Annotated in this window: 23 protein-coding genes and 1 pseudogene; 15 read left to right on the forward strand and 9 right to left on the reverse strand. The window is 57.8% G+C overall.

Features of this window, described 5'->3' with window-relative positions; genetic code table 11:
* The 4 genes from NLK58_RS18400 to NLK58_RS18415 form a co-directional block, all read right to left on the reverse strand.
* Positions 1-2,223: a DUF1631 domain-containing protein gene (locus NLK58_RS18400; RefSeq protein WP_341581424.1), complete on the reverse strand. Its 2,223-nt coding sequence runs from the start codon at positions 2,221-2,223 to the stop codon at positions 1-3.
* 195 nt (positions 2,224-2,418) lie between these two features.
* Positions 2,419-3,021 (reverse strand): Yip1 family protein, encoded by a 603-nt coding sequence (locus tag NLK58_RS18405; RefSeq protein WP_117619780.1) that lies wholly within the window; start codon positions 3,019-3,021, stop codon positions 2,419-2,421.
* Positions 3,022-3,234: 213 nt separating this feature from the next.
* Positions 3,235-4,518, reverse strand: a complete 1,284-nt coding sequence (locus tag NLK58_RS18410) for an HlyC/CorC family transporter (RefSeq protein WP_117619781.1) — start codon at positions 4,516-4,518, stop codon at positions 3,235-3,237.
* An 85-nt stretch (positions 4,519-4,603) separates the two neighbouring features.
* Positions 4,604-5,410 carry an inner membrane protein YpjD gene (locus NLK58_RS18415; protein ID WP_117619782.1) on the reverse strand — a complete coding sequence of 269 codons (807 nt, stop codon included), beginning with the start codon at positions 5,408-5,410 and terminating at the stop codon, positions 4,604-4,606.
* A 181-nt stretch (positions 5,411-5,591) separates the two neighbouring features.
* On the opposite strand from NLK58_RS18415, the gene ffh reads away from it, so the two are divergent.
* From ffh to ung, 13 genes and pseudogenes are all read left to right on the forward strand, one after another.
* Complete coding sequence (gene ffh / locus NLK58_RS18420; RefSeq protein ID WP_117619783.1) at positions 5,592-6,980, forward strand: signal recognition particle protein; 1,389 nt, start codon at positions 5,592-5,594, stop codon at positions 6,978-6,980.
* 163 nt (positions 6,981-7,143) lie between these two features.
* Positions 7,144-7,386 carry a 30S ribosomal protein S16 gene (gene rpsP, locus NLK58_RS18425; RefSeq protein WP_117619784.1) on the forward strand — a complete coding sequence of 81 codons (243 nt, stop codon included), beginning with the start codon at positions 7,144-7,146 and terminating at the stop codon, positions 7,384-7,386.
* Positions 7,387-7,413: 27 nt separating this feature from the next.
* A complete protein-coding gene (gene rimM, locus NLK58_RS18430; protein WP_117619785.1) occupies positions 7,414-7,941 on the forward strand; it encodes a ribosome maturation factor RimM in 528 nt (175 codons plus the stop codon).
* 36 nt (positions 7,942-7,977) lie between these two features.
* Positions 7,978-8,691: a tRNA (guanosine(37)-N1)-methyltransferase TrmD gene (trmD, locus tag NLK58_RS18435; protein ID WP_264756490.1), complete on the forward strand. Its 714-nt coding sequence runs from the start codon at positions 7,978-7,980 to the stop codon at positions 8,689-8,691.
* Between the two features lie 37 nt (positions 8,692-8,728).
* The gene (rplS, locus tag NLK58_RS18440; RefSeq protein WP_099619311.1) at positions 8,729-9,085 is read left to right on the forward strand and encodes a 50S ribosomal protein L19; all 357 of its coding nucleotides are present in this window, start codon (positions 8,729-8,731) and stop codon (positions 9,083-9,085) included.
* 111 nt (positions 9,086-9,196) lie between these two features.
* Complete coding sequence (gene xerD / locus NLK58_RS18445) at positions 9,197-10,099, forward strand: site-specific tyrosine recombinase XerD (protein WP_117620451.1); 903 nt, start codon at positions 9,197-9,199, stop codon at positions 10,097-10,099.
* A gap of 138 nt (positions 10,100-10,237) precedes the next feature.
* The gene (locus tag NLK58_RS18450; RefSeq protein ID WP_117620452.1) at positions 10,238-10,969 is read left to right on the forward strand and encodes a DsbC family protein; all 732 of its coding nucleotides are present in this window, start codon (positions 10,238-10,240) and stop codon (positions 10,967-10,969) included.
* A gap of 145 nt (positions 10,970-11,114) precedes the next feature.
* A complete protein-coding gene (locus tag NLK58_RS18455; protein WP_117619787.1) occupies positions 11,115-12,416 on the forward strand; it encodes a homoserine dehydrogenase in 1,302 nt (433 codons plus the stop codon).
* An 11-nt stretch (positions 12,417-12,427) separates the two neighbouring features.
* Complete coding sequence (gene thrC, locus NLK58_RS18460; protein ID WP_117619788.1) at positions 12,428-13,828, forward strand: threonine synthase; 1,401 nt, start codon at positions 12,428-12,430, stop codon at positions 13,826-13,828.
* A gap of 6 nt (positions 13,829-13,834) precedes the next feature.
* Positions 13,835-15,568 carry a single-stranded-DNA-specific exonuclease RecJ gene (gene recJ, locus NLK58_RS18465; protein ID WP_341581425.1) on the forward strand — a complete coding sequence of 578 codons (1,734 nt, stop codon included), beginning with the start codon at positions 13,835-13,837 and terminating at the stop codon, positions 15,566-15,568.
* A 243-nt stretch (positions 15,569-15,811) separates the two neighbouring features.
* Positions 15,812-16,907, forward strand: a protein-coding gene (prfB, locus tag NLK58_RS18470) for a peptide chain release factor 2 (protein ID WP_117619790.1) whose coding sequence is annotated in 2 segments (ribosomal slippage) — positions 15,812-15,883 and positions 15,885-16,907 — 1,095 coding nt in all. Because the reading frame shifts where the segments join, the coding sequence is not laid out codon by codon here.
* 52 nt (positions 16,908-16,959) lie between these two features.
* Positions 16,960-18,495 carry a lysine--tRNA ligase gene (gene lysS / locus NLK58_RS18475; RefSeq protein WP_117619791.1) on the forward strand — a complete coding sequence of 512 codons (1,536 nt, stop codon included), beginning with the start codon at positions 16,960-16,962 and terminating at the stop codon, positions 18,493-18,495.
* A 3-nt stretch (positions 18,496-18,498) separates the two neighbouring features.
* A pseudogene (gene ung, locus NLK58_RS18480) lies at positions 18,499-19,234 on the forward strand (uracil-DNA glycosylase).
* 130 nt (positions 19,235-19,364) lie between these two features.
* Here ung and NLK58_RS18485 read toward each other — a convergent pair.
* From NLK58_RS18485 to nadB, 5 genes are all read right to left on the reverse strand, one after another.
* The gene (locus NLK58_RS18485) at positions 19,365-20,198 is read right to left on the reverse strand and encodes an HDOD domain-containing protein (RefSeq protein WP_117619793.1); all 834 of its coding nucleotides are present in this window, start codon (positions 20,196-20,198) and stop codon (positions 19,365-19,367) included.
* Between the two features lie 126 nt (positions 20,199-20,324).
* Positions 20,325-21,320 (reverse strand): folate-binding protein YgfZ, encoded by a 996-nt coding sequence (locus NLK58_RS18490; protein ID WP_117619794.1) that lies wholly within the window; start codon positions 21,318-21,320, stop codon positions 20,325-20,327.
* Between the two features lie 21 nt (positions 21,321-21,341).
* Entirely contained in the window at positions 21,342-21,806 is a 465-nt protein-coding gene (locus NLK58_RS18495; RefSeq protein ID WP_341581426.1) for a hypothetical protein, read from the reverse strand.
* Complete coding sequence (locus NLK58_RS18500) at positions 21,790-22,062, reverse strand: succinate dehydrogenase assembly factor 2 (RefSeq protein ID WP_117619796.1); 273 nt, start codon at positions 22,060-22,062, stop codon at positions 21,790-21,792. The genes NLK58_RS18495 and NLK58_RS18500 overlap by 17 nt, the downstream gene beginning before the upstream one ends.
* A gap of 40 nt (positions 22,063-22,102) precedes the next feature.
* Positions 22,103-23,707, reverse strand: a complete 1,605-nt coding sequence (nadB, locus tag NLK58_RS18505) for an L-aspartate oxidase (RefSeq protein ID WP_205422233.1) — start codon at positions 23,705-23,707, stop codon at positions 22,103-22,105.
* Positions 23,708-23,840: 133 nt separating this feature from the next.
* Here nadB and rpoE point away from each other — a divergent pair, with 133 nt between their 5' ends.
* Together rpoE and NLK58_RS18515 are read left to right on the forward strand one after the other, a co-directional pair.
* The gene (rpoE, locus tag NLK58_RS18510; protein ID WP_341581427.1) at positions 23,841-24,527 is read left to right on the forward strand and encodes an RNA polymerase sigma factor RpoE; all 687 of its coding nucleotides are present in this window, start codon (positions 23,841-23,843) and stop codon (positions 24,525-24,527) included.
* 15 nt (positions 24,528-24,542) lie between these two features.
* On the forward strand, positions 24,543-25,103 hold the full coding sequence (locus tag NLK58_RS18515; protein ID WP_117619798.1) for a sigma-E factor negative regulatory protein: 561 nt from the start codon (positions 24,543-24,545) through the stop codon (positions 25,101-25,103).
* The last annotated feature ends 6 nt before the right edge of the window (positions 25,104-25,109 follow it).

Here is a 25,109-nt window from a genome sequence, read left to right on the forward strand (position 1 = left end):
TCAGGCCGTTTTACTCCGTAAGGTGCCGACAACAGCGTCCAGAGCCCGGTCGATCAACGCGCCCTGTTCCAGCAGGGTCAGGCGGCCACGGCGCATTTCATGGGCCAGCTGGATCCGCGTTTTCTCGATGACCTTCAGCCCCATCCGGTTCACAAAGACAAAGCAGTCGGCTTCCTCGATAATGGCGGAAAGCTTGCAGCGGAAATTGGCGCCATTGACCAGGCGAAACTCAACCCAGTTACCGATTTCAATACTGTCAATCTGGGCGACGTACTCGGAAACTGCAGCTTCTTCCAGTTCCTGCTGTCTCTCGACCGCGGTCTGGTGAACGGTAGCGATTTCCTCTTCTTCAATCTCTTGCGGGGAGTCCTGCCGTGCCTCTATGGCCGCATTGGTCCGGAACGCTTCGGCCAGTTCATGTTTCAGGTGGCTCATCATTTCGTCCAGCCTGGACGAATTGTAGGAAACCTCCTCCAGGCCTGATCTCAGAGCTTTTAACAGGCCTGGCACGACCCGAACCCATTGGTCCCTCTCGTCATCTTCCTGATGTGGGTGCAGGCACCAGATCAGGTCATCGACCACCTTCACCGTCGCATTCCAGCGATGCTCAACGTCGTCCCGAAGGTAGGCGAGAAACATTACCCGGCTCCAGCCATTCATCAGAATGTCGTGGATCGATTCTGGCAGTTTGTAGCGTGACACTTTTTCTTTCAGTAAGTTATCGACGGTTTGCTGTGCTGTCTGGGATTTGATTCGGCCCCTTTCCGATTCCCGGGTCCGCTGCTCAACCAGTGAGGCTTTGCGGTTCTCCCGTTCCAGGAATTGCTCAAACTCCTGGTTCAGTGTCTCGAACAGCGCTATATCGCCATCAAATTCGTTGAGAATCCTCTGAACGATGTTGTGGATCTGGCCGTACAGCTTATCCTTGGTTTTCTCGTCGCTGCTGCTCCACCCGATGCCTGCCCGGGCGAGGGAGTTCAGCAAACGTCTGGCCGGGTGTGTGGCCTGGCTGAAGAAGCTCTTGTCCCGAATGACCACTTTCAGTATCGGAATCTGAAGGCGGCTGATCAAAACCTGGACCGGAGCAGACAGGTTGTAATCATCAAGAATAAACTCGAACAACATGGACACCAGATTGATGAGATCTTCGTCGACCTCGTTCAGTGCCGGTTTTCGGCCATCCCCCGCATCTGCCTTGGCAAGCAGCTGTTGCATCAACTGTCTCAGATCGATACTGATGGGTTCCCCGTTACTCAGGTCGCCCTGGTCGTGCCTGACACCTGCAAGAGGCAGCGAATTCAGTAAACTGGCCAGCTCCGAATCGCCGACTACGCGAACGTTGGGGTCGGATGATCGGGGCGGAATCCCGGCATTGGCCCTTTGATGTGCCAGCATCTCCCTGATCTGGTCGAAAACAGCGCTGCTGTTACCAGACTCTCCGGCCATTGTGTGAGTTGCGGAGTCTGCCGCCTCGGATGCCTCCTTGCTGGCGCCTTGTGCCTTTGAAGCACCATGTTGCTGTCCCGCTTTGCCGTGATAACGGAAATTCGGGATGACGCCGGCCTGAATCAGAATGCGGTTGGCTTCGTCCAGCAGCATCCCGAGGTTGGAGACAACGTAGCGGTCAAATTGCTTGAGCAGAATCAGGCGTTCCCGGATCTGGATTTCCAGTGCCTGTATCGCCTCGGTAAAGGCGCTGCAAAGATGTTCTGGCGCCATCGGGTTAACCGGTGATTCGTCGTTGGCTTCCGGATAAACCTGACTGAAGCGGGTCTGGAGTTGGAGCAGCGGGCCCTGAAAATGGGCTTTCGCTTTGGTAATCATAGCGTTGAGCGCAACCTGCTCTTCCAGGTCGTCATTTCCGACCAGAGACAGGGTGTCGGCACTGGCCTGCTTGCTCAGGTTTTCTTCCTGGAGGGGGCCGGTATGGGGCGGGTTCTCGAAATACTGGGCGACCATGTTCTGGAAGTGTCGCTCCACCCCCTTCCGCTTGATGCGGATTTCACGCATAGCCTCGAAATACCGGTTCTGCTCATTATTGCTGCGTGCGTTATTGGCCAGTTCGAACAGTGAATCGTCGACGGCGTCGAAAGCACCCTGCAGCAAATCACCCAGCCCGGCGACAACAGTGTCCCGGATGCGGGTGACCTCCACGGGAACTGGTTTGCCACTCCCTGCTTCCCGATGCTCACGGAGGTAATGTATGCCGGACTGCTTGTTCATGGCAGACTCCTGTTTACGCCTCAACCGGATACATGACCGAGCTCAAGATCCTTGTCTTCTCGTTATTGGCTAAATCTACCGCATTTTCGCTAAAGTTAACATGACTAAACACTAACGTGGGACCGAATTCAAAAAACATAGGGTGCCCTTCAGGACACCCTCATGCATGTTACTGACTTACCAGGGATATTGGGGTCAGTTCACATAAACAGGACCTATACCCATACTCCAGATGACCACGCTGATGGCCAGCAGGGCGACAAACATCACCAGTCCGACTGTGAGCACGGCGGATGCAAACATGAAGCCTCGCTCTTCCGGGATTTTCATCAGTATGGGGAGTCCTTTGTAGAGCAGATAGACTGCATAGCCAGCAGCTACGAGCCCGGCCAGCATATTGACCCAGATGTTGGGATACGCAGCGATGACGCCGATCAGGAAAATCGGCGTCGCCGTGTAGGCTGCCAGAGCGACGCCCCTCGGTATCCGCTCAACCGCATCGTAGGTGGCGGCAAAAAAATCGATGAACTTGCCCAGCACAAATATGCCCGCGAGCATGGCGACATAGAACAGCACCGATAACTGTAGCGCGCTGGCGGTGGAGAGTCTGGTTATCTGGCCGTCGCCAATTTGCCAGCCAACCTGGGTGGTTCCATAAAAACCTGCTACGGCGGGGATCAGGGCCAGTAACAAAATATGGCCGGCATAGAGTCTTGTAACAGACTCGGATTCTTTGCGTATCGCTTCCCATTCCTGGTCCGGATGGGTAAACAGGCCAAAACTGTGAGCCAGGCTCATGGACGAATTCCTTGTGGTTGTTTTATTGTCGCACGCACCTTCAGTCTTGGTGCGGGATTGATAATGGTCAAGCTGGCGATTAAATTTTGATCTTTCAAGAAGGATCGCGGCTATAACTGAAGAGTCTATAGCGGCGGGGAAAGGGGAGAGGGGAAAAAAGGGGGAAAGGAGAGAGGGGAAAGGAGAGAGGGGAAAGGAGAAAGTTTGGTCGGTTCAGGTCAGCGAAAGCGAGCGCTTTTTGCGTTTTTTAGGGTGCACAATAGCCGCTTTCACGACGTTGTCCTTAATCTGCAGCACTTCCACCCGGTGCCCGTCCACTTTCAGGCAGACGTTGGTGTCCGGAATGTTTTCCAGGGTTTCGGTAATCAGGCCGTTGAGGGTTTTTGGTCCGTCCGTGGGCAGCTTCCAGCCCAGGGTCTTGTTGATGGTGCGCACTGCAGATGCGCCGTCAATGATAAACGTGCCATCGTCCTGGGGAATGATATCGGGGCTGGTTGCTGCGTAGTCCGTTGTAAAGTCGCCGACAATCTCTTCCAGTATGTCCTCTAGCGTTGCAAGGCCAAGGACGTCACCATACTCGTCGACCACCACGCCAAACCGGCGCCGGCCTTTCTGGAAGTTGATCAGTTGGGTGTTCAGAGGTGTGCTTTCCGGAATGAAATAGGGCTCCTGGCACAATTGCATGATCATCGCCTTGTTGATTTCTTCCTGCTGGAGCAGCTTGGAGACACTCCGGAGGTGGAGTATTCCCTGAATGTTATTGATGTCACCCTTGAATACCGGCAGCCGGGTATGCTGACTGCTGCGTAACTGGCGCAGGATTGTGTCGGTGTCGTCCTCCAGGTCGACGCCAACCACTTCATTGCGGGGCACCATGATGTCGTTCACTGTCACTTTTTCCAGATCAAGAATGCTGACCAGCATGTCTTTGTGCTTGGCGGGAATCAGCGCACCGGCCTCATTGACGAGGGTCCTGAGTTCCTCCCGGCTGAGATGGTCATTGGCAGCATCTGCCGCAGAAACTCCAAGCAGTTTCAATATGCCACCGGTAAACAGGTTAACGGCCCAGACAATGGGGTAGAGGATCTTTAATAGCGGCCCGAGTATGTAGCTGGCGGGAAACGCGATTTTCTCCGGAAACAGCGCGGCCAGGGTTTTGGGGGTCACTTCTGCAAAAATCAGGATCACGATGGTGAGCAGGATCGTGGCTATCGCAATGCCGGCGTCGCCCCAGACGCGTATCGCAATAACCGTGGCAATCGAAGATGCAAAGATATTGACGAAATTGTTGCCAATGAGGATCACGCCGATCAGCTGGTCCGTGCGTTGCAGCAAGCCCTGGGCACGTTTGGCGCCTTTATGGCCGGTCTTGGCCATATGTTTGAGGCGATACCGGTTGAGGGACATCATCCCCGTTTCTGAGCTGGAAAAGAATCCGGAGAGCAGGATCAGTCCGACAAGGAGAATAAACAGCGCGGTAAGCGATGTTTCGTTCAAAAGAGGTGTCCTTATATTACCGACAAGTAGCGAAAATAGGGTGTGGGGGAGCTCTGTGTCAAGAGATTGCCGGGCGCATCAGGCCTCAACCGCCTCTCTGGAAAATGAGTTCCAGCACAAACTTGCTGCCATAGAATGCCAGCATCAGCAGCGCGGAGCCCGCCAGTGTCCACCGGCTTGCCGTGATGCCGCGCCAGCCTTTGGTGTAGCGCCCGATCAGAAGCGCCACGAAGACCAGCAGGGAAAGTATCGAGAACAGGGTTTTGTGGGCGAGATTCTGGGCGAAGAGGTCCTCTATGAAGAGCGCGCCGGTCACAATCGCCAGAATAAGCATTACCACGCCGGCCCAGACCATCTCGAACAGCAGCGACTCCATGGTTTGCAGCGGTGGCAGGTTGCGTACCAGCAGGCTGTTATAGTTGTGCTTCAGTTGGCGATTCTGGAAATAGAGGAGCACAGCCTGGATAGCCGCCAGTGTAAAGAGGCTGTAGGCTGTCACTGACAATGCGATATGGGACAGCATGCCATAGCTCTGGTCTGACACCAGTATGGACGGTCCATGGGTGATCAGCGCCAGGATAATCGTGAGTCCGGCCAGCGGGTACACGCCCAGAAACAGGCTTTGAACCGGCTTTTTCAGGTTCAGCCCAAGCAAAAGGAAGACGATAAGCCAGGAAATCAGCACCGAGCTTTTGAAAAAGCTGAAGTCGAAGCCGTCGTCATGGTGAACGGTCTGGGCTATCAGAAGGCCGTGACTGGTCAGGGCGAGTACGCCAATCAGAGTGGTAATGGCGAGGTTGCTTTGAACCCGGCCCCTGAAATGCAGGGCTTGCAGCGCAGTACCTACGCTGTACAGAAAAAGAGAGGTGACCGCGAGAATCAGCGTTCCCATGACTTCCTTATTAACCACTGTTCTGACTGGGGATCGGCATTGGTTTCAGCCGATTTGACCGGGCTGGTCGTTTCAGGGCGATAGTCTGGTTATAATGTCGCGATTATGCAACTGGAATCAAGGAGCCGACGCTGGCTCTGTGGTTCATGCACTCAATTTATCCGGGGTACGGAAGAGCAACATGTTTGAGAACCTCCAAGACCGACTTTCCGGCAGTCTGCGCAAGATTTCCGGCCAGGCGCGCCTCACCGATGACAATATTAAGGACACCCTCAGAGAGGTGCGGATGGCACTGCTGGAGGCCGACGTTGCCCTTCCGGTAGTGAAGGATTTTGTCGAAGGTGTCCGCGCGCGTGCTATCGGACAGGAGGTGCAGCGCAGCCTTACGCCGGGCCAGGTATTTGTAAAGGTCGTTCAGCAGGAGCTTGAACGGGTGATGGGTGAGGGTAACGAATCCCTCAACCTGAATGTTCAGCCGCCGGCCGTGATTATGATGGCCGGCCTGCAGGGTGCTGGTAAGACGACCACTGTTGCCAAGCTTTCCCGCTTCCTCAAGGAACGCCAGAAGAAATCCGTGATGGTTGTCAGTGCCGACGTTTACCGTCCGGCAGCGATCCGGCAACTGGAAACCCTGGCGGGCGAGGTCGGCGTCGAGTTTTTTCCGAGCACCGCTGACCAGGATCCCGTGGATATTGCTGAAGGTGCGATTGCTGCCGCACGGAAGAAGCATATTGATGTGGTGATTCTTGATACCGCCGGTCGCCTCCATGTCGATGAGCAGATGATGGGTGAGATCGGCAGGCTGCACAAAGCCGTCAATCCGGTAGAAACCCTGTTTGTGGTTGACGCCATGACCGGTCAGGATGCGGCCAACACCGCCAAGGCATTCAACGACGCTTTGCCGCTGACAGGCGTGGTGCTGACCAAAACCGATGGCGACGCCAGGGGGGGGGCGGCTCTGTCCGTCCGTCACATCACGGGCAAACCGATCAAATTCCTGGGTGTGGGCGAGAAGTCCGATGCGCTGGAGCCGTTTTACCCGGACCGGGTGGCCTCCCGGATTCTGGGTATGGGCGATGTGCTCTCCCTTATAGAGGAAGCGGAGCGCAAGCTGGACCAGAAAAAGGCCCAGAAGCTCACCAGGAAGATCAAGAAGGGCAAGAGCTTTGATCTTGAAGACTTCCGCGACCAGTTGCAGCAAATGAAGAATATGGGTGGCATTGGTGGTTTGCTCGACAAGCTTCCGGGTATGGGACAGATGGCCCAGATGGCCCAGCAGCAGGTAAACGACAAGTCCATGGGGCAGATGGAAGCGATTATTTGCTCGATGACTCCGAAGGAGCGCCGCTACCCGGATGTCATCAATAACTCCCGCAAGCGCCGGATTGCCACCGGGTCTGGTACACAGATCCAGGATGTGAATCGTCTGCTGAAGCAGCACAAGCAAATGCAGAAAATGATGAAAAAGTTTGGCAAAAAGGGTGGTATGGCGAATATGATGCGCGGCCTGGGTGGCATGATGCCGCCGGGCGGCGGAGGTGGTGGCGCGCCTCCATTTGGCCGTATGTAAAAAGCCTTACATGGAAAACCGGGAAACAACCGGTTTGCCTGTTTTCTTTGGCGTGTATTTAGCATAGAATAGCGCCCCTTTCGAGTATGGGTCTTCGCGCCAGCTGTTGTTCAGTCGGCGTGAATCGTACAAAGTTCGTACAACAGAACAGGATATTGGTTAAATGGTAACAATCCGTTTGGCTCGTGGCGGCTCCAAGAAGCGCCCGTTCTACCATCTGACAGTCACCGACAGCCGCAAATCACGCGACGGTCGTTTTATTGAACGTGTTGGCTTCTTCAACCCGGTTGCCCGTGGCCAGGAAGAGCGTCTGCGCGTAGATCGTGACCGTGTCAACTTCTGGCTTGGCCAGGGTGCGCAGGCCAGTGATCGCGTTGCCCAGCTGCTGAAGGCGGCCGCTGAGTAACCCAGTATTGACACCGGGGTTGGTGGCATGACACAGAATGTGCAGGAGACTGTGATCGGCCGGATTACGTCGGTGTTTGGGGTCAAGGGGTGGCTGAAAGTCTTCTCCTACACTGACCCCAAAGAAGGAATACTGAACTATCCGGACTGGACTCTGGATCTGGACGGTAAACGTATTCCGGCCAGGCTTGAAGAAGGTCGCCGCCAAGGGCAGGCCATTGTTGTCAGGCTGAAAGGAATTGATGATCGTGAGTTGGCGCGCACTTACTGTGGCGCTGAGGTCAGGGTTTCCAGGGCAGAGTTGCCGGAGCTCCCCGACGGGGAGTACTACTGGTTTCAGCTGGAAGGTCTTGAGGTCTTCACGGTTGAGGATGAGTGCCTTGGTAAAGTGCACCATCTGATAGAAACCGGGTCTAACGATGTTCTGGTGGTGCAGGCAACTGCGGGCTCCATCGATCAGCGTGAGCGCCTGATTCCTTACCTTCCGGACCAGGTGGTCCGGAAGGTTGATCTGGCTTCGCAGCGTATGGTTGTCGACTGGGACCCGGAGTTCTGACGGGTGTGGATTGGCGCAGTCAGTCTGTTCCCGGATATGTTCGGTGCGGTAACGGATTACGGGATCACGGGTAGGGCAGTCCGGGACGGTCTTCTGACTTTCCGGAGCTGGAATCCCCGTGACTATACCCATGACCGGCACCGCACAGTGGATGACCGGCCCTATGGTGGTGGTCCGGGTATGCTGATGAAAATTCAGCCCCTCAGGGATGCCATTCACGCGGCCCGGGAAGCGGCGCCTGGCAAGGCTTGCGTGGTTTATCTGTCGCCCCAGGGCGAGACGTTGAATCAGTCCGTTGTCGAGTCGCTTGCAGCAGAAAAGCCGCTGATTCTCGTGGCAGGCCGGTACGAGGGTGTTGATGAGCGCCTGATAGCGACGGAGGTCGATCGGGAAGTGTCACTGGGTGATTTTGTTCTTTCCGGTGGCGAGCTGGCAGCAATGGCTGTTATTGATGCGGTTACACGCCTCATCCCCGGAGCGCTGGGTCATGCGCAGTCGGCAGAGCAGGATTCTTTCGCCGACGGTTTGCTGGATTGTCCGCACTACACCCGGCCCGAGGTTTACGAAGGTCAGGCGGTGCCGGATGTTTTATTGGGCGGTCACCATGATCAGATCCGGCGTTGGCGACTCAAGCAGTCGCTGAGGCGAACCCGGCAGCGACGCCCCGACCTGCTTGAAAAGCGGGTGTTTACGGACGAAGAGCGTCAGTTGCTGGAAGAGATTTTGAACGAACCGGGTGCCTCTGAATGATCAGGGCATTAACAGATTGGGTATCAGGAGCATTACGATGAGCGGCAAGAACAACATCATCAGTCAACTTGAAGCAGAACAGATGACCAAGGAAATCCCCGCGTTTGCGCCGGGCGACACCGTGGTCGTTCAGGTTCGCGTAACCGAGGGTAACCGTGAGCGTCTGCAGGCGTTCGAGGGTGTTGTCATCGGTAAGCGTAACCGTGGCATGAACTCTTCGTTCACCGTGCGTAAGATTTCTTACGGCGTTGGTGTTGAGCGTACCTTCCAGACCTTCTCTAAGCTGATTGACAGCCTTAGCGTGAAGCGTCGCGGTGACGTACGCCAGGCCAAGCTTTATTACCTGCGGGACCTGTCTGGCAAGGCAGCTCGTATCAAGGAAAAGCTGGGCTGATCAGCGTATTGCTGAGCGCCAGACACAAAAAAGGCAGCCCATGGCTGCCTTTTTTGTGTCTGGTGGCCCGGTAGGCTTGCTGTGGGTTAGTCACAGTTTGAGGGCTTGGGCGTGAGATCAGAAGACGAATCAGTGATCGGTCGGTTTGTCGATGCGATCTGGCTTGAGGATGGGCTTGGTGAGAAGACAAGGCAGGCATACCGAAGTGACCTGTCACGGTTGTCCGAATGGCTGGAGCGCCGGCCGGGTCGTCCGATACTGACGGAGGTGCGCAGAGCCGACCTTCTGGCCTGGATGTCCCGTGGGCTTGCAGAAGGGATAAAGAGCTCCACGGCTGCAAGGCGCCTTTCGGGGCTCCGGCGGTTTTACCGGTTTTTGTTGCGGGAAAGTCTGATCGCCGAGGACCCGACCCTGCGTATAGACAGTCCGAGTCTGCCGCGACGCCTTCCGGATTCCCTGACAGAAGAGGAAGTGGATGCGCTGCTTTCAGAGCCGGACCCCGGTGTTGCCATCGAACTCCGGGACAAGGCCATGCTGGAGATCCTCTACGGGTGCGGTCTGCGGGTATCGGAGCTGACGGAGCTGAGGGTTGATCAGGTGAATCTGCGCCAGGGCGTGGTCCGGATTACCGGCAAGGGTGACAAGGAGCGCCTCGTCCCCCTGGGCGAAGAGGCAGTGGACTGGTTGCTCCGGTATATGAAACAAGCGCGTCCGGAGCTCTTGAGGGGACGGTCCTGTGATGCGCTATTCCCCGGTAACCGGGCAGCCGCCATGACGCGTCAGACTTTCTGGCACCGTATCAAGCACTACGCCGTGCGAGTGGGTATCCGGAAACACCTGTCCCCCCATACGCTCAGGCATGCGTTTGCCACGCATCTCCTCAATCATGGCGCGGACTTGCGTGTTGTCCAGATGCTTCTCGGTCACTCGGATCTGTCCACGACCCAGATCTACACCCATGTGGCCCGGCAGCGTCTTCATTCGCTGCACCAGGCCCATCACCCCCGTGGCTGAGTGGCTCGGTGGCCGGGGAGTGACAGGGCTCGAGGTGAACTTTCCCCGCACGGGGATGTCGCATTGAATTGATCCCCGGCCTGTGCCAATACTGCCCGGGTTGTTTAACCGATGACTGAAAAAGGGTTGTTTGCCAGAATGAATATTAAAAGTCTTATCGTGGTGCTCGGTGTCGTTGCCGGCTTGTCGGGAGTGGCCAGCGTCAGTGCCGGCGAAGTTGAGGACCGGATTGCCGGGCGCCTGACCAAGGCGGTGCCGGGGCTGAAGGTAATGTCGGTGCGAAAATCCGAGGCGGAAGGCCTCTATGAGGTTCAGAGCAACAACGGCGATACCATCTATACCACCGAAGATGGCCAGTACCTGATGACCGGTGACCTTCTTAAGATTACCGACCAGGGCATTGCAAATGTCACCGAAGTTGCCCGCGCCGAGGCCCGCAAGGCAGCGATGGCCGGGTTTGGCGATGATGGTGCAATCCGTTTTCCGGCAAAAAATGAAAAAGCCGTGGTGAGCGTCTTTACCGATATCGATTGCCCCTATTGCCGGAAGCTTCACGATGAGGTGCCACAGCTCAATGAGTATGGCATTACGGTGAATTACTACGCGTTTCCCCGCTCAGGCCCGAACACAGCTTCTTTCAGGAAATACGAGTCGGTCTGGTGTGCCGAGGATCAGCAGGCGGCTATGACATCAGCCAAGGCAGGCAAGCACATTGATGAGGCCAGCTGTGAAAACCCGGTTCAGGAGCAGTACCGGCTTGGTGGTCAGATTGGCGTAACCGGCACGCCCGCCATTGTCCTGGAAGACGGCAATATGGTCCGTGGTTATGTCCCGGCGAAGCGTCTGGCAGAGGGGCTTGGACTGCTCTGATTGCAGTTTCGGTCGTCAGGGCTTCCCGAAATTTTCAGTATTTGAGTTGGTTCCGGTTCAGGGCTTATTCAGTGAGGCCTGAATCGGTATACTATGCCTCCTTATTGCAATTCATCAGCACCCCTTCGGGATCAGAGGTGAGAGTTTGAAAGACGTCAGTGTCGGAATCTGCGGACTGGGAACCGTCGGCGGCGGTACCTTTAATGTCTTGACCCGGAATGCCAGGCTCATTGCCGGCCGGGCTGGCTGCAACATCCGGATTACCCGGATTGCCAGTCGCCGGGCTCGCGAGGACATGGACCTCGGAGACGTACCCTTCAGCACCGACATTTACGACGTGGTGAACGATCCAGGTGTGGATATCGTGGTGGAGCTCATCGGCGGTTACGACGCGGCCCGTGAACTCGTGCTGGCGGCTATCCGCAATGGCAAGCATGTTGTGACGGCCAACAAGGCCCTGATCGCCGTTCACGGCAACGAAATCTTCGAGGCCGCCGAGAAGGCCGGTGTTGTGGTTGCCTACGAGGCCGGTGTAGCCGGTGGTATTCCGGTGATCAAGGCGGTGCGTGAAGGCATGGCGGCAAACCGTATCGACTGGATTGCCGGCATTATCAATGGCACCGGCAATTACATCCTCACCGAAATGCGTGCAGGTCGCGAGTTTACAGAAGTGCTCAAGGAAGCCCAGGACCTGGGTTATGCAGAGGCAGATCCGACCTTTGACGTGGAAGGCATTGATGCAGCCCATAAGCTGACCATTCTCGCCTCGGCCGGCTTTGGTGTACCTCTGCAGTTTGAAAAAGGCTATACCGAAGGGATTTCGAAAATCACTCCGTACGATATTGCCCATGCCGAACTGCTGGGCTATCGCATCAAGCATCTGGGTATTGCCCGCCGCCGGGACAATGGCATTGAACTGCGGGTTCATCCCACTCTGGTTCCCCAGAGCCACCTGATTGCCCAGGTAGACGGCGTCCTGAACGCGGTGCTGGTGGATGGCGATGCCGTTGGCCAGACCATGTACTACGGCCCGGGAGCCGGGGATGAAGCAACAGCGTCCGCGGTTATTGCCGATATCGTGGATGTCGCACGTGCCGTGGCCACTGAAAGCAGCCAGCGTGTGCCTTACCTTGGTTTCTCACCGGACGCCATGGAGGACCTGGATGTCCTTTCCATGGAGGATATCCAGTCCGCCTATTACCTGCGCATTACCGCTCTGGACCGCCCGGGCGTGCTGGCGAAGATTGCCTCTATCCTGAGTGAGCACGGCATCAACATCGAATCGATCATGCAGAAGGAATCCGAGCTGAAAGACGGCCGTATTCCGGTGATTATCCTGACCCACACGGTTCAGGAACGGCAGATCAACCGTGCGATCGACGAGCTGGAAGCCCTGTCTGATACCGATGGTCAGGTTGTCCGGATCCGCGCTGAAAACTTTAACTGACAGGTACGCACGTGAGATACATCAGTACGCGGGGTGAAGCGCCCGCACTGGGCTTTGAGGACGTTTTGCTGACCGGGCTGGCCACCGACGGTGGCCTTTATGTTCCGGAATCGCTGCCGCATTTCAGCCTGGAGGAGATCCGGAGCTGGCGCGGGCTTTCCTACAGTGAACTCGCCTTCAATGTCATGCATCCGTTTGTGGACGACGCCGTTCCGGCGGACGATTTCCGCAAGATGTTGAATGAAACCTACGCCGTGTTCGCGCACCCGGCCGTTGCACCGCTGGTGCAGCTGGACACCAATGAGTGGGTGATGGAGCTGTTCCGTGGCCCGACTCTGGCGTTCAAGGATTTCGCCCTGCAGTTACTGGGTCGTTTGCTGGATTATGTCCTGGAGAAGCGCCAGCAGCACGTGGTCATCATGGGGGCTACCTCAGGTGATACCGGCTCGGCGGCCATCGAGGGCTGCCGTCGTTGTGAACACGTGGATATCTTCATCCTGCATCCTTACCAGCGGGTGTCGGAAGTGCAGCGCCGCCAGATGACCACGGTGCAGGGCGACAACATCCACAACATTGCGGTGCGCGGCAATTTCGATGACTGCCAGCGGATGGTGAAAGAGAGCTTTAGCAATCAGTCCTTCCTGGGCGGAAAGACCCAGCTTGCGGCGGTGAATTCCATAAACTGGGCACGAATCATGGCCCAGATCGTGTATTACTTTCATGCCTCGCTGGCACTGGGCGGTCCGGATCGCAGCATGGCCTTCTCGGTACCCACCGGCAATTTCGGTGATATCTTTGCCGGCTACCTGGCGAAGAAGATGGGACTGCCGATTTCCCAACTGGTCATTGCCACCAACCGGAACGATATCCTGCATCGCTTCATGAGTGGCAACAAATACGAGCAGCATCAGCTTGAGCACACCCTGTCTCCGAGTATGGATATCATGGTGTCCAGCAACTTCGAGCGCCTGCTGTTCGACCTCCATGGCCGGGATGGGCTGGCGGTGAAAACGCTGCTGGAAAATGCTGCGAAGGGGCCGGTCAGCATTGAGGATTACCGCTGGAAGCATGCCCGCAAGCTGTTTGACAGCGACGCGGTGGACGACAAGGCCACCTGCGATACCATCCGCGAGATCTACCAGCAGAACGAGTATCTGCTGGATCCTCACACCGCCATCGGCGTTCGCGCGGCCCGCAACTGCCGCCGGGACCCGGCAGTGCCGATGATTACCCTGGGAACCGCCCATCCGGCCAAGTTCCCGGATGCCGTTGCCGAGTCCGGCCTGAGTGTACAGCCGCCACTGCCGGCCCACATGGCGGACCTGTTCGAGCGGGAAGAACGTTACACGGTGCTGGATAACAACATCGCCGGCGTTCAGGAGTTCATTGCCAAGAACTGGAAGAATACCTGACCTGGTATGGCACCCAAAAAGATCCTGCGTCGCCCCCAGCCGGAATCGCTTACCGGCTGGGGGCAAAAACTGCCCCCCTTGCTTCGCCGTCTGTACGCGGCCCGCGGTGTCACCTCCGATGAGCAGCTGAGCTATACCCTGAAACACCTGGCCTCGCCCATGTCCCTTCGGGGCATAGACCGTGCCGTCGAGCTTCTTGCCGAGGCCATTGACCGGCAGCAGCACGTTCTGGTGCTCGGGGATTTCGACGCCGACGGCGCGACCAGTACCGCTGTGGCTATGCTCGGCCTTTCGATGCTCGGCTTACAGAGTATTGATTTTCGCGTTCCCAGCCGGTTTGCTGACGGTTACGGCCTGACCCCGGGCATCATCGAACGGTTGCGCGACGAAGGCGAGCTTCCGGACCTGATGGTCACCGTTGATAACGGGATATCCGCCGTTGAGGGCGTGAAAGCTGCCAGGGAGCTGGGTGTGAAGGTAGTGGTCACCGATCACCACCTGGCGGGCGAAGAACTTCCGGACGCCGATGCCATCGTCAATCCCAATCAGCCAGGCTGCCCCTTCCTGAGCAAGAACGCCGCCGGCGTTGGCGTGATGTTTTATGTACTTACGGCGTTGCGCAAACACCTCCGGGAAACCAATCGTCTGCCCAACCCGGAGCCGAACCTCGGAAGCCTGCTCGATCTGGTGGCCCTGGGGACGGTTGCGGATGTGGTACCCCTGGATCACAACAACCGCATTTTCGTAGAGCAGGGCCTGCGCCGGATACGTCAGGGCGAGGCCCGCCCTGGCATTCTGGCCTTGCTGGAAATCGCGGGCCGGGACCATACTGCCATCAGCTCAACCGATCTCGGGTTTGTCGTTGGCCCCCGCCTGAACGCGGCTGGTCGTCTGGATGACATGAGCATCGGCATCGCCTGCCTGCTGGCGGACAGCCCGGACGAGGCCCGCCGTCTGGCCCGGGAGCTGGATACCTTCAACCGGGAACGCCGGACCATCGAAAAAGAGATGAAAGTCCAGGCCCAGGATCTTCTCGCCTCCATGTCACTGGACCTTGAAGGTTTGCCCTGGGGGCTGGCCCTGTTTGATCCCGACTGGCATCAGGGTGTCATCGGCATTCTCGCTGCCCGCATTCGAGAGCAGACCCACCGACCCACCATCGCCTTTGCCCCGGACGACAACGGCGAAGACATCAAAGGCTCTGCCCGCTCCATCCCCGGGCTGCACATCCGCGATGTACTGGCGGTGGTCGATTGCCGCCACCCTGGGATCATGAAAAAGTTTGGTGGCCACGCCATGGCTGCGGGCATGACCCTCGCCAAAGCAGACCTGGACGCTTTCTCCGAAGCCTTCGACCGCGCCGTTCGCGACACCCTTTCGGCCGAGGATCTGGAAGCCGCGATCACCACTGACGGGCCTCTGGGCCCGGGCGAACTTTCTCTCGATACCGCCGCGCTACTCAAGCGCGCCGGCCCCTGGGGTCAGCATTTCCCTGAGCCGCTGTTCGACGGCGAATTCCGGGTGGTGAGCCAGCGAATCGTCGGGGAAAGCCATCTGAAACTGGTGTTGCAGCCGGTCGATGGTGGCGGCATTATCGATGGCATTGCCTTCAACACCGGTCCGGAAGTGCCTGACTATACCCGCACCGGGGCCCGGGTGGTTTACAAACCGGATGCCAATACCTTTCGGGGCCGCACCAATCTGCAGCTCCTGGTGGACTATCTCGAGCCGCTCTCCTGATTCCCGGAAAGCGATACCACTGACCAAGCTTGGGCAGGAGGCGGGGGAGTTGCTCCGGGAGTGTCGAAAACAGGGATGTTTTCGTCAAGCGTACAGGGACGTATTCACAGCGTCTCCCGGAGCAACTTCCCCGCCTCCTGCTTACTACCAGGTCGAGGATAACCACGGCTGATTTACAAACCGATTTCCGGTAGAATTCCGCCTCTGTTTTACTCTCCATTTTCAAGAGCGAGTAAGGGTTTCATGGAAATTAATCCGATTGTTACGAAGATTAAAGAGCTTCGTGAGCGCACTGAAGCGCTCAGGGGGTATCTTTGACTACGATCAGCGCAGTGAACGACTGATCGAAGTTGAGCGTGAGCTGGAGCAGCCCAGTGTCTGGGATGACCCGGACCGGGCTCAGGCTCTGGGAAAAGAGCGTGCGGATCTTGAATTGATCGTAAAGACCATCGATAACCTCACCTCCGGCCTGGAAGACGCGAAAGGTCTGCTGGATATTGCTGCAGAAGAAGAGGACGAAGCTACGGTCGCCGAGATCGAGTCTGACCTCGACGGTCTTGATAAGGAGCTCGAGAAGCTCGAATTTCGCCGCATGTTCTCCGGCGAGATGGACGCCAACAACGCCTACCTGGACATCCAGGCCGGCTCTGGCGGCACCGAAGCCCAGGACTGGGCCAACATGCTCCTGCGTATGTACCTGCGCTGGGCGGAGCGTCGGGGCTTCAAGGCGGAGATCGTCGAACTGATGGAAGGCGATGTGGCAGGCATCAAGAGTGCCACGATCCACGTTCAGGGTGACTACGCGTTCGGCTGGTTGCGCACGGAAACCGGCGTTCACCGGCTGGTTCGTAAATCGCCTTTTGATTCCGGCAACCGCCGCCACACCTCCTTCTCATCGGTGTTTGTGTCGCCGGAAGTGGACGACAGCTTCGAAATTGAAATCAACCCGGCGGATCTCCGGGTGGATGTCTACCGTGCCTCGGGCGCCGGTGGTCAGCACGTTAACCGGACCGAGTCAGCGGTACGTCTGACCCATAACCCCACCGGCATTGTTGTGGCCTGTCAGGCTGGCCGAAGCCAGCACCAGAACAAGGATCAGGCCATGAAGCAGCTGAAGGCGAAGCTGTTTGAGCGCGAGATGCAGGAGCGTAACGCCGAGAAACAGAAGGCCGAGGACGCCAAGGCCGATATTGGTTGGGGCAGCCAGATCCGTTCCTACGTTCTGGATGACAGCCGCATCAAGGACCTGCGCACCAAGGTCGAAACCAGTAATACCCAGTCGGTGCTGGACGGTGACATTGACAAGTTCATCGAAGCCAGCCTGAAGATGGCGCTGTAACCAGTGCCTTTGCCACGCTAACCCGGACAACCCCGATTCCTAGTGAGCCAAAATGACTGATCAAACTCAGAATGCCGCACAGCATGAGGACAACAAGCTGATTGCCGAGCGTCGCGCCAAACTGTCAGAGATGCGCGATCAGGGCAGTGCCTTCCCCAACGACTTCCGTCGTGACGCCACCGCCGCCGGGCTTCAGGCGAAATACGGTGACAAAACCAAGGAAGAGCTGGAGTCCCTGGGCATCAAAGTGGCCATTGCCGGCCGCATGATGCTCGACCGCAAGGCATTCAAGGTGGTTCAGGACATGACCGGCCGCATCCAGATCTATGCCTCCAAGGATGTCCAGAAAGACACCAAACACTGGGATCTCGGGGATATCGTGGGCGTGCGAGGAACCCTGTCCAAATCCGGCAAGGGCGACCTGTATGTCACCATGGACGAGTACATGATGCTCACCAAGTCCCTGCGGCCGCTGCCAGAGAAGCACAAGGGACTGACCGACACCGAAGCCCGTTACCGTCACCGCTACGTGGACCTGATGGTCAACGAGGACAGCCGCCGGGTGTTCTACGCACGCTCCAGGATCATCAGTGCCATGCGCCAGTACTTCACCGACCGGGACTTCATGGAAGTGGAAACCCCGATGCTTCAGGTGATTCCCGGTGGTGCCACCGCGCGCCCATTCGTGACCCACCATAACGCCCTGGGTATCGACATGTACCTGCGTATCGCGCCAGAGCTGTTCCTGAAGCGCCTGGTGGTGGGTGGCTTTGAGCGGGTGTTTGAGATCAACCGCAATTTCCGTAATGAGGGGCTCTCCACCCGCCATAATCCGGAGTTCACCATGGTGGAGTTCTACCAGGCCTACGCGGATTACAATGATCTGATGGACCTCACCGAGGACATGCTCCGCACCATCACCCAGAAGGTGCTGGGCACAACTACGGTTGTGAACTCCCGTACCCTGGCTGATGGCAGCGAGGAAACCGTCGAGTACGATTTTGGCAAAACCTTCGAACGCCTGACCGTGGTCGACGCCATCCTGCGTCATAACCCGGACATCAAGCCCGAGCAGCTGGCGGATAATGCCAGTGCCCGCCAGGTTGCCAAGGATCTGGGCATTCACCTCAAGGACGGCTGGGGCCTGGGTAAGGTTCAGATCGAGATTTTCGAGGCGACCGCCGAGCATCGCCTGATCCAGCCTACGTTCATCACTGAGTATCCGAAAGAAGTGTCGCCCCTGGCCCGCTGCAAGGACAGCAACCCGTTCGTCACCGAACGCTTCGAATTCTTCGTGGGTGGGCGCGAGATTGCCAACGGCTTCTCGGAGCTGAACGATGCGGAAGACCAGGCCGAACGCTTCCAGGACCAGGTGGCCGAAAAGGACGCCGGCGACGACGAGGCCATGTTCTACGACGAAGATTACATCATGGCGCTGGAATACGGCCTGCCGCCCACCGCCGGCGAAGGCATTGGCATCGACCGGCTGGCCATGCTGCTGACCAACTCGCCCTCGATCCGTGACGTCATCCTGTTCCCGGCCATGCGCCCCGAGCACAAGGCCGACAGCCGGAAAGACGAGGGCTGATCCATGAGCCCGGTTGAGGTACTGGCCAGCCAGCTCAGGCCCGACCGTGGCTGGAAAGAGCATCTCTCGGAAGAATTCCGCCAGCCCTACATGCAGAGCCTGGCGGAATTCCTGGCCGCTGAGGAGCAGGCCGGCAAAGTCCTGTTCCCCGCCAGCCATCACTGCTTTAACGCCCTTAACAGCACGCCCCTGGATAACGTAAGGGTGGTCATTCTCGGGCAAGACCCCTACCACGGCCCCGGCCAGGCCCATGGCCTGTGTTTCTCCGTGCGCCCGAACGTGGCAACCCCACCCTCGCTGGTCAACATCTTCAAGGAAATCCAGGGCGACCTGGGCGTCACCCCGCCGGACCACGGCTGCCTGCAACCCTGGGCAGAGCAGGGCGTATTACTGCTCAACAGCGTCCTCACCGTCGTCCAGGGCCAGGCCGGCGCCCACCAGGGCAAAGGCTGGGAAACCTTCACCGATAAGGTCATCGAAACGATCAATCGCGAACGGGAAGGCGTGGTGTTCCTGCTCTGGGGGGAGCTACGCCAAAAAGAAAGGCCGGCACATCGACCGCAGCAAGCACCTGGTGCTGGACGGTCCGCATCCGTCACCACTGAGCGCCTACCGAGGCTTCTTCGGTTGCAAGCACTTCTCGAAAGCAAATGAGTGGTTGGAGCAGCAGGGCAAACCCACGGTTAAGTGGGAGCTGCCTTCAAAGGAAGTTTTGCTCGACCGGTACCGGAAAGCCTGAGCTCCAGCGGGTGGGGCAGTCTCCCAAAACCGTGCGGAGCCATGGATGGCGGAGCCGAGCGTACAGGGATGTATTTACAGCGTGTTTTGGGAGACTGCCCCACCCGCTGGAGCCGCCCCCCAAGGTTGATTTACTGCAGAAGAGCCATGGCGGCTTCCATCTGGGCGTTCAGATCCTCTTCCTCGCTCATGTCGATATTCGGATCCAACCCAAGACGATCAAAAGCAGAAACCTTCGTCCAGTCCATCTCCGTCCAGGGGTGCTCGGAGCCCGCAACCAGCTGGAGATTGGCAACCATCACCAGGTCGGCATAGTCTGCCGCCGGAACCTCACGATTGAAGCGGGCGTATTCCAGCGGAACATTCTGAAGATCTATCGGGAAGTCCCACTTCTTGAGAATCGTCGCCCCGATTTTCGGGTGCAGCTCTTCAATCACGTTGTCCAGCATGATGCTGCTGATCTGAATATCCTGATCTTCCACGTATCGCAGGATCGGCAGAACCCCGATCAGATGAACCAGGCCCGCGAGAGTTGCCTGGTCCGGTTTGAGCCTGGTGTAGTGCTGGGCCAGTACGTGGCAGACACCGGCAACTTCGGTGCTGGTCTGCCAGGTGGCGCGCATCCGCTTGTCGATCATGTCAGAGGTGGCCTGGAACATCTGCTCCATGGCCAGGCCCATCGCCAGATTGCTGGTGTAGGCCATGCCGAGGCGGCTCACCGCCATGTTCAGGTTTTCAATAGCCCGGCTGCCACGGAACAACGGGCTGTTGCACACCCGGATAATGCGTGCGGAAAGGGCGGTGTCATTGCTGATCACCTTCACCAGGTCGGCGATGGCCGAATCCTCGGATTGCGCAATGTCCCGTACCTGCAGGGCCACTTCCGGAAGGGTAGGCAGCACAAGCTTGTCATTTTCGATGGCGGCATTAAGGTCGGCTTTAATGGTTTCGACAATATTCGACATGGTCAGTTACGGTCCGCATGTTGGTTCCGGATACCGACCACGGGTGTTGGTCGTTACCCTAAAAAAATCAGATATGTGAGCTACTGCATAGCAAAATAGCAAATTCCGAGGGGTTTGCCTGTCAACTTATGTATCTGATTGTGGGCTTTTTTCCCTCTCGGGTACAACGTAGGGCAAAGGCATCGGAATAAGGACAGCGTCGGGCTGCCCTTCCGGATGAAGGTTTTTTTCACACGCATCATGGCGTACAACGGCCAGCAACTCACAACTGCCGTTACGGTATTTCACTGAGTTGACCACCTCGCCCACCGAACGCTCGCCAGCAACCAATGCACTGCCAGGAACCGGGAGTTCACCGGCCTGTTCAATCCGGAAACGAAACAGGCTCTTCTTCAGTTGGCCGAGGAAGTGCATCCGGGCAATAACCTCCTGACCGGTGTAGCAGCCCTTCTTGAAGTGGATACCGCCCACGTGTTGCCAGTTCAGCATCTGGGGAACGAAGGACTCCTGGGTGGCGGTAGTGAGGGATGCGACGCCGGCAGCGATCTCCGAGGCGTACCAGTCTGCCCGGGGCCGCTGGTCAGAGGTGTCGAGGCTGTTCTCATCCCCCGTGGTTTGCCAGAACTCAAAACGGGGTGTGCCCTCGGCGGTCGGCTCTGTTCTCACCAGGAACCCGGTATCCAGCTCGACAGAGTCCCCGGGGTCCTTCAGATTGTTTATGGCATTTCCCGCCAGGGTCTCGGCCACCCGGTTACCGAGAATACCGACAAGGCTGGCTGCCGGAATCACGTCCATGGAAGTGCCCCGGAACAGCATCAAGTACTTGCGCAGGTGGCTGATGGTGTCGTCAGCGAGATCGGTGGAAAAGTCCATCAGGATATCCTCTCCGGCCCTGACCATGCGGGTCAGGCAGTAGGCGCGGCCTTTGGGTGTTGAGGCCGCCGCCCGGGGAGAGCGCCCGGCGGTTACTTCATTGAGGTTCTGGCTGAACTGGCCCTGGAGAAACTTGTCTGTCCCCGGGCCGCTGATCCGCACGACAATCCGGTTATTCAGGACCGTCCAGCCATCACCGGGCAAAGGAAAGTCTGCAACCGCTGGTACAGGTGTGTCTGGGTCAGTCATGGAGTGCTCCAGATCAATGCATCATGTGGATGGTGGCCTGGACCGGCCCAGTCTGAGCCACATTCTCAGGCGACGGAATGCCTCTTCAGCAACGTTGCCGGGCCGGCCGGATGACGATGTCAGAAGGATAATCGTGTATGGCCGGTATCTGGTGTCTGCAGGGCGAAGTTTCAAGAGCGCCTGCCCGGACCAGACCCGGCTGGCCGCCGATGCAACTACCGGGATCTTCCGATGGTCTGCGGTTCTCGCATACAGCTGGTCCTGCTCTACAAGCAATTCTTTGACGGAGCGACGGCCTTTGAGCAGGCCGTTGCATTGAAATTGCACCAGCGCGCCCGCCAAAACGACCGGAATGGCGGCCAGCAGCCAGGCTTTGCCAGCCAGGGCCGCCACAATCAGAAATGCCAGCAGCGCCAGCCAGGGCACAGTTGCCATGACCCCGACCAGCCAGGACGGTGAGAGCGTCAGCTCAATCCGGCTGGACACGATTGAGGATTATGTCGACCATCCGTTGCAGGTCCGGATCTTCCGGGCGGCTGCGCTGCATGAACCATTCGAACATGTCGTTATCCTCGCAGCTGAGCAGTTTTTTATAGCGGGCCTGGTCGTCGGCGTTGAGCTCCCGGTAGGCCTCCTCTACAAAGGGGATCAGGAGGTTGTCCAGTTCAAGCATGCCGCGACGGCTGTGCCACCACAGGCGGTTAAATTCTGCTTTTTCGGACGATGCAGGTGTCTCTGACATAGTTTTTACCATCGAATCGTTTGTAAAAGTCGGTGTTGATTCAGGGCGCAAGCGTGCGATAAGTCGTTGGTACCAGCACGGTATCACGGACCTCATGGAGCAGTCCCGGGTAATCCAGTGTGTAGTGCAGCCCACGGCTTTCCTTGCGCTGCAGTGCAGAACAGATTATCAGGTCTGATACGGTGACCAGGTTTCGCAGCTCTAGCAGGTCGTTGGTGACCCGGTAATTGCTGTAGAACTCGCCGATTTCCGCGGACAACAGGTCGGCCCGGTGCTTGGCCCGCTGCAGTCGTTTGGTGGTCCGCACAATTCCTACGTAGTCCCACATGAAGTGGCGCAGTTCGTCCCAGTTGTGGGAAATAACAACGTCTTCATCGGAATCGCGCACCTGGCTTTCATCCCAGTCCGGGGCTTCCGGGGGCGGCGGAATATCTGCCTCACGCCGGGTAATATCTGCCGCCGCCGCCCGCCCATAGACCAGACATTCCAGCAGGGAGTTGCTGGCCATACGGTTGGCACCGTGGAGCCCGGTGAACGCCGCTTCGCCCACCACATAAAGCTGGTTGATGTCGGTTCTGGCGCGTTCGTCGCTGACAATGCCGCCGCAGGTGTAGTGGGCGGCCGGGACCACGGGAATGGGTTCTCTGGTGATATCAATGCCAAAGCCCAGGCACTTCTCGTAAATGGTCGGGAAGTGGTGCTTTATAAAGTCTTCGGGTTTGTGGCTGATATCCAGGTACAGGTGATCGGCACCCAGGCGTTTCATCTCATGGTCAATGGCCCGGGCAACGATGTCCCGGGGTGCCAGTTCTCCGCGCGCATCGAAGCGGTCCATGAATCGAGTGCCATCGGGCAGTTTCAGCAAGCCGCCTTCACCGCGCACTGCTTCGGTGATCAGGAAGGACTTTGCATGGGGGTGATACAGGCAGGTCGGGTGGAACTGATTAAACTCCATGTTCGCCACCCGGCAGCCGGCCCGCCATGCCATGGCGATACCATCGCCGGATGCCCCGTCCGGATTGGTGGTGTAGCGGTAGGCCTTGGAGGCGCCCCCGGTGGCAATGACGGTAAACCGGGCCCGGAACAACTCCACATGGTTGTCCTCAAGGTTCAGGATGTAGGCGCCGATACAGCGGTTACCCGGCAGCGACAGTTTCCGGTTGGTGATCAGGTCTACCGCGACCCGGCCAGACATAAGCTCGATGTTGGGCCTGGCCTGGGCCTGGGATGTGAGGGTGGTTGAGACGGCATGACCGGTGGCATCGGCAGCGTGAATGATGCGCCGGTGGCTGTGACCGCCTTCCCGGGTCAGGTGATAGTGGGCATCCTGGTCCCGGCTGAAGTCGACTCCAGAATCAATCAGCCAGTCGATGCTTTCCTTGCCGTGCTCCACGGTGAAACGGACAGCATCCTCATGGCACAGGCCGGCCCCGGCATTCAGGGTGTCGGTGATGTGGTGTTCTGTGGAATCCTGATCATCCAGTACCGCCGCAATACCTCCCTGGGCCCAGAGGGTGGCGCCGCTGCTGATCTCGGCCTTGCTCACCACGCATACTTTCAGGTGCTCTGGCAGATTGAGAGCAACGGTCAGGCCGGCAGCACCACTGCCGATAATAAGAACATCGTATTCGCAGGACTGTGGCATCGGGTCGTTATCGCAGGCCATAATGTGGACGTGTATTGAACTAAACTTTACGCTTGCTGTCTATTTGGCCTGACAGGGTGAGCCGCCCGGCAGGTGGCGCACCCGTTTCATGAACGGACGCCGGATAGCATCAATGACGCAACGATACTTGGTACAGGCCGGACAGCTGGCCGTCAAATCAGGGAACCCCGGCAAACAGTCCATGACTCCTGATAAAGACAAGCAACAGGGTGAGCACCCCGACAGCCAGACAGACCTGCAGTTGGTGCGCAAGGTCAAGAGCGGTGACCGTGCCGCGTTCGACCTGCTGGTAGTCAAGTATCAGTCCAGGGTTGCGTCTATCATCAGCCGTTACGTTTACGATAGCCAGGAAGTCATGGATCTGACCCAGGAAACCTTCGTTAAGGTATTCCGGGCGATCGAACGCTTCCGTGGTGACAGCGCCTTCTATACCTGGCTTTACCGGATTGCCGTGAATACTGCCAAGAACTATCTGGAATCCCGGGGGCGGCGTCCCCAGGGCAGTGCCGATTCGGCTGAAGCGGAGAATTTTGATGAAGGCTCGAGGCTTCGGGATACCGCTTCACCGGAACGGCTGCTGCAGAGGGAACAGCTCCAGAAGGAGTTGACCAAGGCCATTGCCCAGTTGCCGGAAGAACTGCGTTCGGCGTTTTTGCTACGGGAATATGACGGCCTCAGTTATGAAGATATTGCCGGGATACTGGAGTGCCCCATCGGTACCGTGCGTTCACGAATTTTCAGGGCCCGGGATGCGGTTGATCGTCATCTCGGACCTTTGCTCAACCACTCGGTCACGTAATTGAGGTTGCATCCCATGGATGATCGTCTCAGAGAAACACTGTCCGCCATGATGGACGACGAAGCTGACGAACTGTCGGTACGTCGCCTGTTGTCACACGGTAGCCAGGATGAGGTCCGGGCCCAGTGGCAGCGATGGCAGGACGTTCGGGATCTTCTGCATGACGGCCACTCACCGGCCCATGGAGTGGATGTGAGTGTTGCTGTGCGTGAATTGCTCGATGGCCGAACGTCCGCTTCGGCGCGGTCCCAGGTCCTGCGGCCGAACACGAATGTTCGCCGCTGGCACTGGCCTGCCGTGGCCATGGTTGCCACGGCGCTGCTCGTTGGTTTTGGCGCTGGCGCAGGTTGGGATTCTTCTGATGTCGGGCCTGCCCAGCCAGCGACTTCTGCTGCGCCAGAGGTGCCGGCACCGGACCAGCCGGTCAGGGAGATTGCACTGCAGGGTCTGGATGATGAGCAGTGGGAGTACATGAGTCGTTATTTGCTGGAACACGCGCAGCACAACAGTGTCGGCGCCGGTCAGGGAGCCGTCGGCTATGCCCGCCTGGTCAGCGCCAATGGCAACGGTTACTGATCCCTG

This window comes from Marinobacter metalliresistant, assembly GCF_038098645.1.
GTDB lineage: Bacteria > Pseudomonadota > Gammaproteobacteria > Pseudomonadales > Oleiphilaceae > Marinobacter > Marinobacter metalliresistant.

Excerpts from the sequence above, each read along its gene's own strand:
- rplS (WP_099619311.1), top strand. The coding sequence starts at position 8,729 with ATGAGCGGCAAGAACAACATCATCAGTCAACTTGAAGCAGAACAGATG.
- rpoE (WP_341581427.1), top strand. The coding sequence starts at position 23,841 with ATGACGCAACGATACTTGGTACAGGCCGGACAGCTGGCCGTCAAATCA.
- recJ (WP_341581425.1), top strand. The coding sequence starts at position 13,835 with ATGGCACCCAAAAAGATCCTGCGTCGCCCCCAGCCGGAATCGCTTACC.
- ffh (WP_117619783.1), top strand. The coding sequence starts at position 5,592 with ATGTTTGAGAACCTCCAAGACCGACTTTCCGGCAGTCTGCGCAAGATT.
- rimM (WP_117619785.1), top strand. The coding sequence starts at position 7,414 with ATGACACAGAATGTGCAGGAGACTGTGATCGGCCGGATTACGTCGGTG.
- NLK58_RS18490 (WP_117619794.1), bottom strand. The coding sequence starts at position 21,320 with ATGACTGACCCAGACACACCTGTACCAGCGGTTGCAGACTTTCCTTTG.
- NLK58_RS18485 (WP_117619793.1), bottom strand. The coding sequence starts at position 20,198 with ATGTCGAATATTGTCGAAACCATTAAAGCCGACCTTAATGCCGCCATC.
- nadB (WP_205422233.1), bottom strand. The coding sequence starts at position 23,707 with ATGCCACAGTCCTGCGAATACGATGTTCTTATTATCGGCAGTGGTGCT.
- NLK58_RS18415 (WP_117619782.1), bottom strand. The coding sequence starts at position 5,410 with ATGGGAACGCTGATTCTCGCGGTCACCTCTCTTTTTCTGTACAGCGTA.
- NLK58_RS18450 (WP_117620452.1), top strand. The coding sequence starts at position 10,238 with ATGAATATTAAAAGTCTTATCGTGGTGCTCGGTGTCGTTGCCGGCTTG.
- NLK58_RS18500 (WP_117619796.1), bottom strand. The coding sequence starts at position 22,062 with ATGTCAGAGACACCTGCATCGTCCGAAAAAGCAGAATTTAACCGCCTG.
- trmD (WP_264756490.1), top strand. The coding sequence starts at position 7,978 with ATGTTCGGTGCGGTAACGGATTACGGGATCACGGGTAGGGCAGTCCGG.
- NLK58_RS18515 (WP_117619798.1), top strand. The coding sequence starts at position 24,543 with ATGGATGATCGTCTCAGAGAAACACTGTCCGCCATGATGGACGACGAA.
- rpsP (WP_117619784.1), top strand. The coding sequence starts at position 7,144 with ATGGTAACAATCCGTTTGGCTCGTGGCGGCTCCAAGAAGCGCCCGTTC.
- NLK58_RS18400 (WP_341581424.1), bottom strand. The coding sequence starts at position 2,223 with ATGAACAAGCAGTCCGGCATACATTACCTCCGTGAGCATCGGGAAGCA.
- NLK58_RS18405 (WP_117619780.1), bottom strand. The coding sequence starts at position 3,021 with ATGAGCCTGGCTCACAGTTTTGGCCTGTTTACCCATCCGGACCAGGAA.
- lysS (WP_117619791.1), top strand. The coding sequence starts at position 16,960 with ATGACTGATCAAACTCAGAATGCCGCACAGCATGAGGACAACAAGCTG.